Here is a 15,313-nt window from a genome sequence, read left to right on the forward strand (position 1 = left end):
GTCGGTGGTGCCGGAGGTGGCCTAGTGGAAGGTGTGCTCCTCGGCGGGGAAGGCCCCGCCGGCCACGTCCTCGGCGAAGGCGCGGGCGGCGTCGCCGAGCGTCTCGCGGAGGTTGGCGTACTGCTTGCTGAAGCGCGGCACCTTGCCGCCGGTGAGCCCGGCCATGTCGGTCCAGACGAGGACCTGGGCGTCGGTGTCGGGGCCCGCGCCGATGCCGATGACCGGGATGTCGAGGGAGCGGGTGACCTCGGCGGCCAGCTCGGCCGGGACCAGCTCCAGGACGAGCGCGAAGGCGCCCGCGTCCTGGGCGGCCTTGGCGTCGCGCAGCAGGCCGTGCGCGGCCTCGTCGGAGCGGCCCTGCACCCGGTAGCCCATGGTGTTCACGGACTGCGGGGTGAGGCCCAGGTGCGACATGACGGGGATGCCGGCCTGGACGAGCATCTCGGTCTGGGGCAGCGACCGCTCGCCGCCCTCCAGCTTCACGGCCTGGACGCCCGCGTCCTTGACCAGCCGGGTGGCGCTGCGCAGGGCCTGGACGGGCCCTTCCTGGTACGAGCCGAAGGGCAGGTCGCCGACGACGAGGGCGCGCTTGGTGCCCCGGACGACGGCGGCGGAGAGGAGGGCCATCTCGTCCATCGTGACGGGCACGGTGGTCTCGTAGCCGAGGTGACAGTTGCCCATCGAGTCGCCGACGAGGATCACCGGGATGCCGGCCTCGTCGAAGACGGAGGCGGTCATGGCGTCGTAGGCGGTGAGCATGGGCCACTTCTCGCCGCGGGTCTTGGCGGCGGCGATGTCGTGGACGGTGAGACGGCGCGAGCCCTTGCCCCCGTACAGCGTCTTCGTGCTGTCGGCGGGCGGTTTCTGGGCAGCCTGAAGCGTCATGGTGAACGGCTCCTTGTGTCATCTCGAGGCGCCCTGACGGCGTCCCCGGACCACATCCATGGTGGCACTTCGCCGGGCGGGCGGGGAAGTGGGCCGGAGTGGCGCTGTTCACACTCCCGCCCTTTCCGACACGAGACGGGCCCGTATCGAAACGGCCCTGGAGCGGACCATGCCAGAGCCGTCCCTGTTCCCGCCCCGCTCCCCGTCCCCCGCGTCCGTGCCCGAGGAGACCCGTGGCGACGGCATCCCGGTGTGCTCGGCCCGCTCGGACGGGACGCCGGGGGGCGGGCGCTCGGACGGAACCCCGGGGGGGGGCAAGCGTGAGTGGCGGACGCCATCCTCGACGGGGTCCGGCCGAGGGACTGACCCCGCCGCGACCCGCACGAATGTGCGCGTTCTGTCACAGCCCGTTCGAACCGGCCCGCTCCCGGAACCCCGTCACACGCCGTGGCCGTCCTTGGGGGAGTGCGCGGGGCCCCGTATCGCCTAGGGTCGAGCCCGGGTCCCGGAGCACGGACGGCACGAACAGCACGGCAAGACGAGCGAGGGCAGCGATGGCGCGGGTGGACATGACGGGGACGGAGCACGGCGGAACGGGAGGTACCCGTTCCGGGTCCCGCGACCGGTTCCGTTCCGCGCTCGGCCGTCTCCGCCGCGACCCTGGCATCTGGCGCCGCGGCATCGTGCTGGCGCTCTGCGCCCTCGTCCTCACGCTCCTGATGGCCTTCCACGCCCAGATCCCCAACCGCGTCGGCAACCTCGGCAGCCTCACCGAGACCTTCCTGCCCTGGCTCGGCCTCTTCGTGCCGGTCCTGCTCCTCCTCGCCCTGCTCCGCCGCTCCGCCACCGCGCTGCTCGCGCTGCTGCTCCCCGCGGTCGTCTGGCTCAACCTCTTCGGCGGTCTCGTCGCCGACAAGTCGGCCCCCGGCGGCGACCTCACCGTCGCCACCCACAACGTCAACGCCGACAACCCCGACCCCGCCGGCACCGCCCGCCTGCTCGCCGGCTCCGGTGCCGACGTGCTGGCCCTGGAGGAGCTGAAGGCCGACGTGGTGCCGGTCTACGAGCGGGAGCTGGCGGAGGAGTACCCGTACCACTCCGTCCAGGGAACCGTCGGCCTGTGGAGCCGGCTGCCGCTGCGCGACCCCCGCCCGGTCGACATCCACATGGGCTGGACCCGCGCCATGCAGGCCACCGTCGTCGCCCCCCGGGGCGAGCTGCGGGTGTACGTCGCCCACCTGCCGTCCGTGCGGGTCAAGCTGAACGCCGGCTTCACCGCAAACCAGCGCGACACCAGCGCCGACGCCCTCGGCCAGGCCATCGCGAACGACCGCGCGCCGCGGATCGTCCTCCTCGGCGACCTCAACGGCACGATGAACGACCGCGCCCTCAACGCCGTCACCTCCCAGCTGCGCTCCACCCAGGGCGCGGCCGGCGACGGCTTCGGCTTCTCCTGGCCGGCCTCCTTCCCGATGGCCCGCATCGACCAGATCCTGGTCCGCGGCGTCGAGCCGGTCTCCTCCTGGGCCCTGCCGGAGACCGAGAGCGACCACCTCCCCCTCGCGGCCCGCGTCACCTTCTGAGGCGCCTCCGCGGCCCGCCGCGAGCCACGCGTACGCCGGGGCCTCCAGGATCTGCGACAATTTGTTTCGGAAGAAAACAAACCCCTGGATCCGGAAAGGGTCTCCCACCCATGCCCGTGGCCCTGATAGCCCTGGCCATCTCCGCTTTCGGCATCGGCACCACCGAGTTCGTGATGATGGGCCTGCTGCCCAACGTCGCCGGCGACCTCGGCACCACCGTCCCCACCGCGGGCCACCTCGTCTCCGCCTACGCCCTCGGCGTCGTCGTCGGCGCCCCGCTGCTCACCGCCCTCGGCTCCCGCCTCCCGCGCAAGCGGATGCTGCTCCTGCTGATGGCCCTCTTCACCGTCGGCAACCTCGCCTCCGCCCTCGCCCCCGGCTACGGCTGGCTGCTCGCCGGCCGGGTCCTCGCCGGCCTCCCGCACGGCGCCTTCTTCGGCGTCGGCGCCGTCGTCGCCGCCCGGCTCGTCCGCCCCGACCGGCAGGCCCGCGCGGTCGCCACCATGTTCCTCGGCCTCACCGTCGCCAACATCCTCGGCGTCCCCGCCGCCACCCTGCTCGGCCAGCACCTCGGCTGGCGCGCCACCTTCGTCGTCGTCACCGCCATCGGCCTGGCCGCGCTCGCCGCCCTCGCCCGGCTCGTCCCCGACCTCCCCGTCGACGGGCGCCAGGGCCTCGGCCGCGAACTGCGCGCCCTCGGCCGCCCGCAGGTGCTGCTCGGCCTGCTCACCGCCGTCCTCGGCTTCGCCGGCGTCTTCGCCGTCTACTCCTACCTGGCCTCCATGACCACCGAGGTGATGGGCTTCGGCGAGTCCACCGTCACGATCGTCCTCGCCCTCTTCGGGATCGGCATGACGGCCGGCGCCCTCGCCGCGGGACCGCTCACCGACCGGGCCCCGCGCCCCACCCTGTACGGCTCCCTGGCCGCCCTCGCCGTGACCCTGGTCGCCTTCCGCTTCACCGTCCACGTGCCGTGGCTCGCCCTGGTCACCGTGGTGGTGCTCGGCGCCGTCGGCTTCATGACCACCACCCCGCTCCAGATGCTGGTCATGGAGAAGGCGAAGGACGCCCCGACCCTCGCCTCCGCCTCCAACCACTCCGCCTTCAACCTCGCCAACGCGGGCGGCGCCTGGGCCGGCGGCGCCGCCGTCGCCGCCGGCTGGGGCTGGACCTCCCCGGCCCTGGTCGGCGCGGCCCTCGCCGCCGTCGGCCTCGCCGTCGCCGTGCTCGCCGGCCTCCTCGACCGCAGGGACGGGAACGCGGAGGGGGCCTCGCACGTCGTCGCGCGAAGCCCCCTCGCCGCCGAGGAGCCGGTCAGGACGCCGGTGTCTCCCGCCAGCGGTTCGTGATCGGCAGCCGCCGGTCCTTGCCGAAGCCCTTCGCCGAGATCTTGGTGCCCGGCGGGTACTGGCGCCGCTTGTACTCCGCCGCGTCCACCATCCGCAGCGTCCGCGCCACCAGCTCCGCGTCGAAGCCGGCCGCCACGATCGCGTCCGTCCCCCGGTCCTGGTCCACGTACAGGGCGAGGATCCGGTCGAGCACCCCGTAGTCCGGCAGCGAGTCCGTGTCCACCTGGCCCGGGCGCAGCTCGGCGCTGGGCGGCTTCACGATCGAGTTCTCCGGGATCGGCGGGGTCTGGCCCCGCTCCTCGGCCGCCCGGTTGCGCCAGCGGGCCAGCCGGAAGACGTCCGACTTGTAGACGTCCTTGATGGGCCCGTAGGCGCCGACGGAGTCGCCGTAGAGGGTCGAGTAGCCCACCGCCAGCTCGGACTTGTTGCCGGGCGCGAGGACGAGGTGGCCCTCCTGGTTGGAGATCGCCATCAGGGTGGTGCCGCGCAGCCGGGACTGGAGGTTCTCCTCCGCGAGCCCGGTGAGCTCCAGCGAGGCCGTGTACGCGTCGAACATCGGCCCGATCGGGACCGTGCGGAAGTGCAGCCCCGTCCGGCGGGCCAGTTCGGCCGCGTCGTCCCGGGAGTGCTCGGAGGAGTACTTCGAGGGCATCGACACCCCGTGCACCCGGTCCGCGCCCAGCGCGTCGCAGGCGATCGCGGCGACCAGCGCCGAGTCGATGCCGCCGGAGAGGCCGATCACCACCGAGCTGAAACCGTTCTTCGCGACGTACGCGCGCAGTCCGATGACGAGCGCCGAGTAGACCTCCTCGTCGTCGTCGAGCCGCTGCGCGTAACCGCCCGTCAGCTCCGCCTCGGTCAGCGGGAGCGGCTCCCCGGCCGGCCCCTCCAGGACCGCCCGGTCGATCCGCAGCCCGTCGTCCACGACCGTGCCCGGCGCCGGGGCGTCCGGGTCGGCGGCCGGCAGGTCCAGGTCGAGGATCACGCTGCCCTCGGTGAACTGCGGGGCCCGCGCGACGACCTCGCCCGCCGCGTCCACCACGATCGAGTCGCCGTCGAAGACCAGCTCGTCCTGCCCGCCGGTCGAGGCCAGGTAGGCGGTGGTGCAGCCGGCCTCCTGGGCCCGCTTGCGGACCAGTTCGAGCCGCGTGTCGTCCTTGTCCCGCTCGTACGGCGAGGCGTTCACCGACAGCAGCAGCCCGGCGCGGGCGCTGCGCGCCGCCGGCACCCGGCCGCCCTCCTGCCACAGGTCCTCGCAGATCGCGAGGGCCACGTCGACCCCGCGGACCCGCAGCACCGGCAGGGTGTCGCCCTGCACGAAGTAGCGGAACTCGTCGAAGACGCCGTAGTTGGGCAGGTGGTGCTTGGCGAAGCGGAGCGCGGCCCGGCCGCGGTGCAGCACCGCCGCCGCGTTCTCCGGCGAGCCGGCCGGGCGGCCGAGCCGGGGCACCGCCCGCTCGGTGCGGTCCAGGTAGCCGACGACCACCGGCACCTCGCCGAAGCCCTCGTCGGCGAGCCGCTCCGCGAGCGCGAGCAGCGCCGCGCGGGAGGCCTCGACGAAGGACGGCCGCAGGGCCAGGTCCTCGACGGGATAGCCGGTCAGCGCCATCTCGGGGAAGGCCACGAGATGCGCGCCCTGCCCGACGGCGTGCCGCGTCCAGTGGACGATCGCCTCGGAGTTCCCGGCGATGTCCCCGACGGTGGAGTCGATCTGATTCAGCGCGAGGCGTAGTCGATGCACGCCCCCCAGTGTAATCGTCAAACCGACGCTATGTCCTGGGAACCGCGCCCGCCGCTGCCCGGAGGAACCGTTTCACCCCGACATGCGAAGAAGACCCGCCCCGTTGGTCATGGGCCCATGACGACCACTGGCGATCCGGCGGAGCCGGCCCGACCCCCCCCGCGACCGAGGGCCCGGCGGTCCTCCAGGGCGACGGCACCAGGCGCCGGTTCATCTCCTGGCTGACGCTCGCCTTCATGACCACGGCGTCCGTCGCCTCCCTCCGGCCCGCGCCCACCATGGCCCTCTACGGCCTGGCCGCGATCTTCCTCTGCCTCCTCGTCGTCGCCGGCCTCCTCGTCCCCGCCGCCCTCCTCGGGTTCCGCAAGCCCGCACGGGTCCGCCCCGGCCACCGGGAACCTTCCGGCACTCCCTGACGTCTGACCCCGTATGCCCGGAAAGGTCACGCGCGCGTCCGCCGTCCTGCTGCTCCTGGGGGCGCTCGCGTACACCGCCTGGGTCCTCGAAGCCGTCGTGCGGACCGGTCTCGACCCGGTCCGCACGTACGTCTCCGAGCTCGCCGCCGCCGACCAGCCGCTCGGCGGCCTCTTCCGCGCCACCGACCTCGCCGCCGGCCTCCTCGTCCTCGCCGGCGCCCTCCTCGCCCTCCGCGCCGCCCGCGCCCCCGAAGGCCCCGCCCCCGGCGTCCCCGGCTGGGCCCGCACCGACCCCGGACCCACCGCCCGCCGGCCCTGGCTCCGCGCCGGCTGGGCCGCCCTCGCCCTCTTCGGCGCCGCCACCGCCGTCGACTCCCGCCTCCCCCTGAGCTGCGCCGCCACCGCCGACCCCGCGTGCGCCGCCCACGAGACCGCCGGACTCGTCCCCGCCACCCACACGGCCCACGCCGTCAGCTCCGGACTCGCCATGACCGGCGCCCTCCTCGCCATGGCCGCCCTCACCCTCGCCGCCCGCAGGTACGGCCTCTGGCCGCTCCTGGCCCGCACCGGCCCGGCCCTCCTCGGCCTCACCCTCGCCGCCACCGCCTGGACCCTCGCCGCCGTCGCCTCCTTCGAGTCCGGCGGGGGCCACGGCGCCCTCGGCGCCGCCCAGCGCCTCCAGGTCCTCCTCGTCGCCGGGTGGATCGCGGTCCTCGCCGTCTCGACGGCACGCGAGGCCGGGCGAGCGGCCCGCACCGGAACCGGGGGAGGCGCCCGGACCGGAGAAGGCGCCCGGACCGGGGGAGGCGCCCGGTCCGGGGAGGGCACCCGCCCATGACCTTCGTCCGCCTCGGGGGCCTCGCCCACCACGTCGCCGTCGACGGCGACGGACCCGTCTGCGTGCTCTCCGCCGGCCTCGGCCTCGGCTGGTTCGACTGGGACCCGGTCGTCCCGCTGCTCGCCCCGCACCGCACCGTCGTCCGCTTCGACCGCCCCGGCCACGGCCTCACCCAGGAGGGCACCGCGCCCCCCACCCTCGCCGGCGAGGCCGACCGGATCGCCGCCCTCCTCGACGCCCTCGCCCCGCCCGGCCCCGTCACCGTCGTCGGCCACTCGATCGCCGGCCTCCACGCCGAGGGCTTCGCCCGCCTCCACCCGGAGCGCACCGCCGCCCTCGTCCTCGTCGACTCCTCCGTCGAGGACCGTCCCCGCCCGGGCGGCCCGGCCCTCGCCGCCGCCGCGGCGGCCGCCGGGACCGCACTCACCGCCCTCGGTCTGCCCGCCGCCGTCGGCCCCGCGCTGCGCCGCCTCGCCGTCCGCCCCGACCCCGCACCGCCCGCCGACGTCCGCCGCGTCTACCGCGCCTCACGCGTCTGGCGCGGCGCCCTCCGCGAGAACGCCTCCTACGGTTCCGTCGCCGCCGAACTCCTCGCCCTGCGCCGCGCCCGCCCGCTGCCGCCCGGCGCCCCCGTCACCGTCCTCGCCGCCCCCGACGGCTCCGCCCGCTGGGAACACCGCCAGCGCACGCTGGCCCGAGTGCTCGGCGCCCGCTACGAGGCGGCCGAACCCTCGGGCCATCTGGTCATGCGGGACGCCCCGGACACGGTGGCCCGGGTCGTCCTGGAGGCGGGTCAGGAAGGCGCGTAGACGCTCTCGCAGAACGCCTTCAGCTGGTCGTCCGAGAGCTGCCGGGCCAGGTCGGCCTCGCTGATCATGCCGACCAGCCGCTTGTTCTCGATCACCGGCAGGCGCCGGATCTGGTGGCTCTGCATCTCCTCCAGCACCGCGCCGACGTCGGCACCCGCGTCGATCCAGCGCGGCGTGCCCTGGACGATCGCGCCGCAGGTCACCTTCGCCGGGTCGTGGCCCATCGCCACACAGCGGACCACGATGTCGCGGTCGGTCACGATGCCGCAGAGCCGTTCGTTCTCGTCGGCGACGGGAAGCGCCCCCACGTTCAGATCGCGCATGCGCTGCGCCGCGCGGTCGAGCGTCTCGTGTTCCGGGATCCACTCGGCTCCCGGGTGCATGATGTCCTTCGCCGTGGTCATGGGGTGCGTACCTTTCGTCGGACGTCGTCGTACGGTCCCCGAGCGCCTCTCATTCTCGTGGCACGCCCCGGCCCCCGCGACCGCAGCGGGTCACGGGGGCCGGGGCCCTGCCGGTCCGGGTCAGGCGGTGGCGCCGCGCTCGCGGAGCATGTCCGCCATCAGCGCGATCTCCGACTCCTGGGCGTCGACCATGCCCTGGGCGAGGTCCCGCTGGACGTCCACCGAGCACTTCTGCACACAGCCCTGGGCCATGTGCACCCCGCCCTTGTGGTGGGCGGTCATCAGCCGCAGGTACAGGACCTCGGCGTCCTTGCCGGACGCCTTCCGCAGCGCGTCGAGCTGCGTGTCCGTCGCCATGCCGGGCATCAGCGCGCCATCCTTCGAGGCCGCGTCGCCGGTGACGGGCATGCCCATCCAGCTCATCGGCGCGGTGCCCGACTCGACCTTCGGCAGACCCCACACGTCGAGCCAGCCCAGCATCATGCCGCGCTGGTTGGCCTGGGTGTTGGCGATGTCGTACGCGAGCCGGCGCACCGACTCGTCGGTCGTCCGGTCCCGGACGACGAAGGACATCTCGACGGCCTGCTGGTGATGGACCGACATGTCCCGGGCGAAACCGGCGTCCGCCGAGGCGGTGTCCGGCGTACGGGGCGCCTCCTCGCGCTCGGCCGAGGCGACCGTGACGGCGCCCGCGGCGAACAGCACCGACAGGGCGACCGCGGTGATCGCCGCGTACCGGGTGCGACGGGGGGTCACTGGCCCATCCCGGCGCCGCCCAGGCCGTCGGCGCCGACGCCGCCGGTGCAGGCCGCGCCCGGCTCCGGCGTCTGCTTGCCCTGCACGTACTTGGTGAAGAAGGCGTCGATCCGCGGGTCGTTCGCGCTGTCCACGGTGACCTGCTTGCCCCAGGCGGAGAGCATGATCGCGCCGGTCTGGTCGTCGACCGGGCTCATCAGCGTGTACGGGGTGTCCGAGACCTTGTCCTTCAGCTTCTTCACGTCGGCCTCGGCGGCCTTCTTGTTGTACGTCACCCACACGGCGCCGTGCTCCAGGGAGTGCACGGCGTGCACCTCGGGGACGGCCTTGTCGTAGACGTCGCCGTCGCAGTTCAGCCACGCCGGGTGGTGGTCGCCGCCGACCGGCGGCTTGGTGTCGTACGTGACGGCGGTCTCGACGTGGTTGCGGCCCAGCTTCGCCGCGTCCCAGGACTTCTCGCCGGCGATGGGGGCCTTGGCGGCGGCCTCCTTGGCCTCCTCCTCGTCGGCCTTCTTCATCAGCACGAAGGTGCCGAAGCCGACGAGGCTCAGCACGACGACGGCGGAGATGCCGAGGGTGAGGAAGCGGTTGCGGCGCTCCCGGGCCTGCTCGGCGCGGCGCATCTCCTCTATTCGGGCGCGGCGGTCGGCGGTGGTGGAGCGGTTGGCGGCCATGGTGATGTCGTCCTTCTGGGAAAGATAAAAAGGGGGAAGTCGTCGTTCGTGGGGAGGGCGGGGCCGCCCTAGGTCCGGAGAACTTGAAGGACGTGCAGGTCCGGGGCGCGCGGCCGCACCCCGGGATCCCGCCCCGCGCCCTCGCCGGCGAGCGCGTCGACGCGCGGCAGCCGGTCCTCGGTGTGCAGCGGCGGATCGAGGGGCGGGGCGCTCAGCACCGCGGGGGAGAGGGCCGGGAAGAGGGAGCAGTCGCCCCGGTCGTACGGGCAGACGTACGCGGCCCGGCCGGTGCCGGGGACGGCGGTGGCGGCGGGCCCGGAGGACACCCCCGGGGCGGCGGGTCCGACGGTCGTCGCGGCCGCGGCCCGCTCGTGCCCCGGATGGCCGCCCGGCCCCGGCGGGCCGCTCCCCAGACAGACGAAGAGCGCGGCGAGGAGCGTCGCCACGGCACTCACCAGTGCCATGGGACGCGCGTGCCGGTACGGGCGTTCGAGCCGTAGGGCCCCCATGGGCGCAGATCGTAGTGGGAGAGGGCGCTCCGTGGGCCGAACGGGGTAGGACTTCCCCGGGTCCTCGGTTACCTGTGTCACACCCGAACAGGCAGTATGGGTGTGCAACGTGCGCGAAACCATGTGGTGGGATGCTCAGGTGCCCCCCGATGTGCCCGAGGCGGTGGGAGCAGGCGGCCTGACCAGCGAGGATGGGTGTGGAAATGGACAAGCAGCAGGAATTTGTGCTCCGTACGCTCGAAGAGCGCGACATCCGCTTCGTGCGCCTGTGGTTCACCGACGTGCTCGGCTTCCTCAAGTCGGTCGCCGTCGCCCCCGCCGAGCTGGAACAGGCCTTCGACGAGGGCATCGGCTTCGACGGCTCCGCGATCGAGGGCTTCGCCCGCGTCTACGAGTCCGACATGATCGCCAAGCCGGACCCGGGCACCTTCCAGATCCTGCCCTGGCGGGCCGAGGCCCCCGGCACCGCCCGGATGTTCTGCGACATCCTCATGCCGGACGGCTCGCCGTCCTTCGCGGACCCGCGCTTCGTCCTCAAGCGGGCCCTCGCCAAGGCGTCCGACCTCGGCTTCACCTTCTACACCCATCCCGAGATCGAGTTCTTCCTGCTGAAGGACAAGCCGCTCGACGGCTCGCGCCCCACCCCGGCCGACAACTCCGGCTACTTCGACCACACCCCGCAGAACGTCGGCATGGACTTCCGCCGCCAGGCCATCACCATGCTGGAGTCGATGGGCATCTCGGTCGAGTTCTCCCACCACGAGGGAGCCCCGGGCCAGCAGGAGATCGACCTCCGCTACGCCGACGCGCTCTCCACCGCCGACAACATCATGACCTTCCGCCTGGTCATGAAGCAGGTGGCGCTGGAGCAGGGCGTGCAGGCGACCTTCATGCCGAAGCCGTTCTCGGACTACCCCGGCTCGGGCATGCACACCCACCTCTCCCTCTTCGAGGGCGACCGGAACGCCTTCTACGAGTCGGGCGCCGAGTACCAGCTCTCCAAGGTGGGCCGCTCCTTCATCGCGGGCCTCCTCAAGCACGCGGGCGAGATCTCCGCCGTCACCAACCAGTGGGTCAACTCGTACAAGCGCATCTGGGGCGGCTCCTCCCGCACCGCCGGCTCGGGCGGCGAAGCCCCCTCGTACATCTGCTGGGGCCACAACAACCGCTCCGCCCTCATCCGCGTCCCCATGTACAAGCCCGGCAAGACCGGCTCCTCCCGCGTCGAGGTCCGCTCCATCGACTCCGGCGCCAACCCGTACCTGACGTACGCGGTCCTCCTCGCCGCCGGCCTCAAGGGCATCGAGGAGGGCTACGAACTCCCCGCCGGCGCCGACGACGACGTCTGGGCCCTCTCCGACTCCGAGCGCCGCGCCATGGGCATCGAGCCCCTCCCGCAGAACCTCGGCGAGGCCATCGCCCTCATGGAGAAGTCCGAACTGGTCGCCGAGACCCTCGGCGAGCACGTCTTCGACTTCTTCCTGCGCAACAAGAAGCAGGAGTGGGAGGAGTACCGCTCCGAGGTCACCGCCTTCGAGCTGCGCAAGAACCTGCCGGTGCTGTAGCCCCTGGCGGGTGGGCGGCGGGAAAGGTGTTGCCGCGGGGGGCGGGGGTGTCCAGACTGCCCGGGTGAAGATCGAATCCGTCGCCACCGCGCGGCTGCTCCTGCACCCCCTGACCGTCGCCGAGGGCGAGCGGGTCGTCGCGCGCGAGCCCCTGCCGGGGGAGCGGTGGGCGGAGGGGTATCCGGGAGCGGGGGACCTCGCCTCGGTCGGCGCGTTCCTGCGGAGGTGCGCCGAGGAGGGGGATCCGGGGGCGTTCCGCACGTATCGGGTACGGGTCGCGGAGAGCGGGCTCGTCGTGGGCGGGATCGGGTTCCACGGGCCGCCCGGGCCGGACGGGGCCGTGACCGTGGGGTACGGGATCGTGCCGGGGGAGCGGGGGAAGGGGTACGCCTCCGAGGCGCTCGCCGCGGTGATCGGCATCGCCCGGTCGGCCGGGGCCGCGGTGCTGCGGGGCGACGCCGATCCCGCCAACGCCGCCTCCCACCGCGTCATGGAGCGGGCCGGGATGCGGCGCGTGGCGGAGGAGGGCGGGCTCGTGCGGTTCCTCGTGGAGCTGGAGCCGTAGGAGCGCCGTCGTTCAGCGCTCGGTGAGGTCCGAGGGGGCCTCCTGGACCACCCAGCCGTTGCCGTCGGGGTCCTCGAAGGTGAGGAAGGAGTTCCAGGTGCCGCCCTTGCCCTCCTCCCAGCCCGTCGCCCCGACGTGCATCACGGGGGAGACGTCGACGCCCCTCCCGGCGAGCGCGTCCCGGGCCGCCTCGATGTCGGTGACGCACAGCTGGAGGCCGTGCAGGCTGCCGGGGGTCATGCTCTTCGTGCCGGGCATCGGCGGCATGCCGGAGATCAGGGCGACGGAGCAGCGCGAGCCCGGCGGGGTCGCCTGGATGATCCGCGTCCCGGGGGCGACCTCGTCGTCCAGGTCGATGACGAAGCCGCACGCGTCGGCGTAGAACTCCTTGGCCCGGTCCATGTCGGTGACGGGGACCGGGACGACTTCCAGTGTCCAGTGCATGGGACCACCGTCCCGCACCCGGCCCCGTCGCGCACGCCCTCCACGCGGGCGACTTGACGGGGCGACTTGACGGAAAATCACCTTGCCTTCGGTCGACTGACCTGATCCTTTCGCTCAAAGGGTGAGAAGGATCGGGAACGACCGCTTCGGCGTCGTCCAACCTCCCTATAGTGACCACGCGTTGGCCGCCACCGCAGGAGACAGGACAGATGACGCCCTCCCCCACCGCCGGGCCCGCCTCCGACGCCGTACCTCCGCCCGGATGCCCCGCGGCCGTCCCGCTCTCCGGGCCCGGCTTCCACACCGACCCCCAGGCCCTCTACCGGTCCATGCGCCGCGACCACGGCCCCGTCGTCCCCGTCGAACTCCCCGGCGGCCTCCCCGCCTGGCTGGTCATCGGCTACCGCGAGGTCCACCAGGTCACCAGCGACCCCGAACTCTTCCCCCGGGACGTCGGCCTGTGGAACCAGTGGCCGCACGTCCCCGCCGACTGGCCGCTGCTCCCGATGGTCGGACAGCCCCTCCCCTCCGTCTACTTCACCGCGGGCGAGGAGCACCGGCGGCACGTCCGGATGGTCGTCCCCGCCCTGGAGGCCGCCGACCCCTTCGAGATCCGCGGCCACTGCGAGCAGCTGGCCGACCGGCTCGTCGACGCCTTCTGCTCCCGCGGCACCGCCGACCTGGTCGCCGCCTTCTGCGAACCCCTCCCGGTCCTCGTCCTCGCACGTCTCGTCGGCTTCCCCGACGACGAGGGCGCCGACATCGCCCGGGTCCTGAAGGAGCTCGCCGACGGCGGCCCCGAGGCGCAGGGCGCCCACCGGCGGTTCGGCGCGCACATGGCCCGCCTCGTCGCCGCCAAGCGCGCCGAGCCCGGCGACGACGTGACCTCCCGGATGCTCGCCCACCCGGAGGAGTTCACGGACGAGGAGTACATGCTCGACCTGATGGCGATCACCGCCGCCGGGCACCTCACCACCGCCGACTGGATCGGCAGCTCCCTCCGACTGATGCTCACCGAGGACGAGTTCGCCGACTCCATGGCGGGCGGCCGCCGCAGCGTCGCCGACGCCATGACCGAGGTGCTGTGGGAGGAGGGCCCCACCCAGATCCTCGCCGGCCGCTGGCCGTCCCGCGACACCCGCCTCGGCGACCGGCGGATCAAGGCCGGCGACCTGCTGCTGCTCGGCCTCGGCGCCGCCAACACCGACCCGGTGATCCGGCAGGGCGTCCCCGGCGGCGCCCCCTCCGAACGCGGCGGCGGCGGTGCCCACCTCGCCTTCAGCCACGGCGAGTACCGCTGCCCCTTCCCCGCCCAGGAGATCGCCGAGACCATCGCCAGGACCGGCATCGAGGTCCTCCTCGACCGGCTGCCCGACCTCGAACTCGCCGTCCCCGTGGGGGAACTGGTCCGCCGCCCCTCCGCCTTCCTGCGCGGCACCACCGCCCTGCCCGTCCGGTTCACCCCCGTACCCACCACTGGAGGCCCCTCGTGACCTGCCCGTACGCAGCCGCCCGGGACGCCGCTCCCGTCGTCGTCGACCCGATGGTCCGGGACCTCGACGGCGAGACCGACCGGATCCGCGCCGCCGGCCCGCTCGCCCGCATCGACCTGCTCGGCGTGCCCGCCTGGGCCGTCACCCGGCACGCCGACGCCCGCCGGCTGCTCGTCGACCCCCGGCTCGTGAAGGACATGGCCGCCTGGGACCTGTGGACCAGCGGGGCCGTCACCCACGCCTGGCCGCTCATCGGGATGATCGACGCCGGCCGCTCCATGTTCACCGTCGACGGCGAGGAGCACCGCAGGCTGCGCGCCAAGACCTCCCAGGCGCTGACCCCGCGCCGCCTGGAGGCCATCCGCCCCGACATAGAGAAGTTCACCGCCGAACTCCTCGACGCCCTGGAGGAGGCCGGCCGGGACGGCGCCGTCGTCGACCTCAAGTCCGTCTTCGCGCAGCCGCTGCCCATGCGGGTCGTCGGCATGCTGATGGGCGTCGACCCGCAGGCGAACGCGATGCTCACCCGGCAGTACAAGAAGTTCTTCTCGATGCTCACCCCGCAGGAGGAGCGGCTCGCCCTCCTCGCCGAGCTCGACGTCTTCTACACGGAGCTGGTCCGCGCGAAGACCGCCCTGCCCACCGACGACCTGACCTCGGCGCTCATCCTCGCCGCGGACGGCGGCGAGCCGCTGACCGAGGAGGAGGTCGTCGGCAACCTCAAGGCGATGGTCGCCGCGGGCCACGAGACCACCATCGGCCTCGTCCTCAACGCCGTCCGCGCCCTGCTCGCCCACCCCGAGCAGCTGCGGACGGTCCTGGCCGGCGAGGTCTCCTGGGAGGCGGTCGTCGAGGAGACCCTGCGCTGGGACACCCCCACCACCCACCTCCTGATGCGCTTCGCCACCGAGGACATCGAGGTCGGCGACGCCGTGATCCCGAAGGGCGAGGGCGTGGTCATCTCCTACCGCGCGATCGGCCGCGACCCCGAGCAGCACGGCCCGGACGCCGACGCCTTCGACATCACCCGGCCGGCGCCGAACCGGCACATGACCTTCGGCCACGGCCCGCACATCTGCCCCGGCGCGGCGCTCTCCCGCGTCGAGGCGGGCATCGCCCTCCCGGCGCTCTTCGCCCGCTTCCCCCGGCTGCGCCTCGCCGTCCCGGACGAGGAACTGCGCAACCTCCCGGTGATGACCCAGAACGACCTGGAGTCCTTCCCGGTCCTCCTCGACGCCTGACCCCCGCCCCGGGCCGGCGCGTTCCGCTGACGGCGCGCCCC

At 73.6% G+C, this 15,313-nt stretch carries 16 protein-coding genes; 9 read left to right on the forward strand and 7 right to left on the reverse strand.

Annotated features, from left to right (window positions below):
* Positions 1–21: 21 nt before the first annotated feature.
* Positions 22–885 (reverse strand): 3-methyl-2-oxobutanoate hydroxymethyltransferase, encoded by an 864-nt coding sequence (gene panB, locus IE245_RS02480; protein WP_189944992.1) that lies wholly within the window; start codon positions 883–885, stop codon positions 22–24.
* Between the two features lie 569 nt (positions 886–1,454).
* On the opposite strand from panB, the gene IE245_RS02485 reads away from it, so the two are divergent.
* Together IE245_RS02485 and IE245_RS02490 are read left to right on the forward strand one after the other, a co-directional pair.
* Positions 1,455–2,468 (forward strand): endonuclease/exonuclease/phosphatase family protein, encoded by a 1,014-nt coding sequence (locus tag IE245_RS02485; protein ID WP_373305250.1) that lies wholly within the window; start codon positions 1,455–1,457, stop codon positions 2,466–2,468.
* 110 nt (positions 2,469–2,578) lie between these two features.
* A complete protein-coding gene (locus IE245_RS02490) occupies positions 2,579–3,817 on the forward strand; it encodes an MFS transporter (protein ID WP_189944994.1) in 1,239 nt (412 codons plus the stop codon).
* Here IE245_RS02490 and IE245_RS02495 read toward each other — a convergent pair.
* Positions 3,783–5,558, reverse strand: coding sequence for an NAD+ synthase (locus IE245_RS02495; protein ID WP_189944995.1), 1,776 nt, complete (start codon positions 5,556–5,558; stop codon positions 3,783–3,785). The genes IE245_RS02490 and IE245_RS02495 overlap by 35 nt on opposite strands.
* Positions 5,559–5,794: 236 nt before the next feature.
* Between IE245_RS02495 and IE245_RS02500 the strand changes: the two genes are divergently transcribed.
* From IE245_RS02500 to IE245_RS02510, 3 genes are read left to right on the forward strand one after another with little or no spacing between them, the layout of a single operon-like run.
* Entirely contained in the window at positions 5,795–5,974 is a 180-nt protein-coding gene (locus IE245_RS02500) for a hypothetical protein (RefSeq protein ID WP_229851046.1), read from the forward strand.
* 13 nt (positions 5,975–5,987) lie between these two features.
* Entirely contained in the window at positions 5,988–6,812 is an 825-nt protein-coding gene (locus IE245_RS02505) for a DUF998 domain-containing protein (RefSeq protein ID WP_189944996.1), read from the forward strand.
* Positions 6,809–7,621, forward strand: coding sequence for an alpha/beta fold hydrolase (locus IE245_RS02510; protein WP_189944997.1), 813 nt, complete (start codon positions 6,809–6,811; stop codon positions 7,619–7,621). Before IE245_RS02505 ends, IE245_RS02510 begins: the two co-directional genes overlap by 4 nt.
* Here the strand turns inward: IE245_RS02510 and IE245_RS02515 are convergent.
* The 4 genes from IE245_RS02515 to IE245_RS02530 all read right to left on the reverse strand — a co-directional run bounded on the left by IE245_RS02515 (position 7,606) and on the right by IE245_RS02530 (position 9,964).
* Positions 7,606–8,025, reverse strand: coding sequence for a CBS domain-containing protein (locus tag IE245_RS02515; protein WP_189944998.1), 420 nt, complete (start codon positions 8,023–8,025; stop codon positions 7,606–7,608). The genes IE245_RS02510 and IE245_RS02515 overlap by 16 nt on opposite strands.
* A 120-nt stretch (positions 8,026–8,145) precedes the next feature.
* Positions 8,146–8,781 carry a DUF305 domain-containing protein gene (locus tag IE245_RS02520; protein ID WP_189945000.1) on the reverse strand — a complete coding sequence of 212 codons (636 nt, stop codon included), beginning with the start codon at positions 8,779–8,781 and terminating at the stop codon, positions 8,146–8,148.
* Complete coding sequence (locus IE245_RS02525; protein WP_189945002.1) at positions 8,778–9,455, reverse strand: thioredoxin-like domain-containing protein; 678 nt, start codon at positions 9,453–9,455, stop codon at positions 8,778–8,780. The genes IE245_RS02520 and IE245_RS02525 overlap by 4 nt, the downstream gene beginning before the upstream one ends.
* 68 nt (positions 9,456–9,523) lie before the next feature.
* Positions 9,524–9,964 carry a hypothetical protein gene (locus tag IE245_RS02530; protein WP_189945003.1) on the reverse strand — a complete coding sequence of 147 codons (441 nt, stop codon included), beginning with the start codon at positions 9,962–9,964 and terminating at the stop codon, positions 9,524–9,526.
* 203 nt (positions 9,965–10,167) lie between these two features.
* On the opposite strand from IE245_RS02530, the gene glnA2 reads away from it, so the two are divergent.
* Both glnA2 and IE245_RS02540 read left to right on the forward strand, forming a co-directional pair.
* Positions 10,168–11,529 (forward strand): gamma-glutamylpolyamine synthetase GlnA2, encoded by a 1,362-nt coding sequence (gene glnA2 / locus IE245_RS02535; RefSeq protein WP_030755173.1) that lies wholly within the window; start codon positions 10,168–10,170, stop codon positions 11,527–11,529.
* Between the two features lie 64 nt (positions 11,530–11,593).
* Entirely contained in the window at positions 11,594–12,094 is a 501-nt protein-coding gene (locus tag IE245_RS02540; protein WP_189945005.1) for a GNAT family N-acetyltransferase, read from the forward strand.
* A 12-nt stretch (positions 12,095–12,106) separates the two neighbouring features.
* Here the strand turns inward: IE245_RS02540 and IE245_RS02545 are convergent, their stop codons facing one another.
* Positions 12,107–12,538, reverse strand: coding sequence for a VOC family protein (locus IE245_RS02545; RefSeq protein ID WP_189945007.1), 432 nt, complete (start codon positions 12,536–12,538; stop codon positions 12,107–12,109).
* Positions 12,539–12,747: 209 nt separating this feature from the next.
* Between IE245_RS02545 and IE245_RS02550 the strand changes: the two genes are divergently transcribed.
* Together IE245_RS02550 and IE245_RS02555 are read left to right on the forward strand one after the other, a co-directional pair.
* A complete protein-coding gene (locus tag IE245_RS02550; RefSeq protein ID WP_189945009.1) occupies positions 12,748–14,031 on the forward strand; it encodes a cytochrome P450 family protein in 1,284 nt (427 codons plus the stop codon).
* A 50-nt stretch (positions 14,032–14,081) separates the two neighbouring features.
* Entirely contained in the window at positions 14,082–15,272 is a 1,191-nt protein-coding gene (locus IE245_RS02555) for a cytochrome P450 family protein (protein WP_189945265.1), read from the forward strand.
* The last annotated feature ends 41 nt before the right edge of the window (positions 15,273–15,313 follow it).

The organism is Streptomyces roseolus, assembly GCF_014649855.1.
GTDB lineage: Bacteria > Actinomycetota > Actinomycetes > Streptomycetales > Streptomycetaceae > Streptomyces > Streptomyces roseolus.

Coding starts and splice junctions, on each gene's coding strand:
- IE245_RS02505 (WP_189944996.1), top strand. CDS start 5,988: ATGCCCGGAAAGGTCACGCGCGCGTCCGCCGTCCTGCTGCTCCTGGGG.
- IE245_RS02545 (WP_189945007.1), bottom strand. CDS start 12,538: ATGCACTGGACACTGGAAGTCGTCCCGGTCCCCGTCACCGACATGGAC.
- IE245_RS02550 (WP_189945009.1), top strand. CDS start 12,748: ATGACGCCCTCCCCCACCGCCGGGCCCGCCTCCGACGCCGTACCTCCG.
- IE245_RS02510 (WP_189944997.1), top strand. CDS start 6,809: ATGACCTTCGTCCGCCTCGGGGGCCTCGCCCACCACGTCGCCGTCGAC.
- IE245_RS02525 (WP_189945002.1), bottom strand. CDS start 9,455: ATGGCCGCCAACCGCTCCACCACCGCCGACCGCCGCGCCCGAATAGAG.
- IE245_RS02555 (WP_189945265.1), top strand. CDS start 14,082: ATGGTCCGGGACCTCGACGGCGAGACCGACCGGATCCGCGCCGCCGGC.
- IE245_RS02530 (WP_189945003.1), bottom strand. CDS start 9,964: ATGGGGGCCCTACGGCTCGAACGCCCGTACCGGCACGCGCGTCCCATG.
- IE245_RS02500 (WP_229851046.1), top strand. CDS start 5,795: ATGACCACGGCGTCCGTCGCCTCCCTCCGGCCCGCGCCCACCATGGCC.
- IE245_RS02490 (WP_189944994.1), top strand. CDS start 2,579: ATGCCCGTGGCCCTGATAGCCCTGGCCATCTCCGCTTTCGGCATCGGC.
- IE245_RS02485 (WP_373305250.1), top strand. CDS start 1,455: ATGACGGGGACGGAGCACGGCGGAACGGGAGGTACCCGTTCCGGGTCC.
- IE245_RS02515 (WP_189944998.1), bottom strand. CDS start 8,025: ATGACCACGGCGAAGGACATCATGCACCCGGGAGCCGAGTGGATCCCG.
- glnA2 (WP_030755173.1), top strand. CDS start 10,168: ATGGACAAGCAGCAGGAATTTGTGCTCCGTACGCTCGAAGAGCGCGAC.
- panB (WP_189944992.1), bottom strand. CDS start 885: ATGACGCTTCAGGCTGCCCAGAAACCGCCCGCCGACAGCACGAAGACG.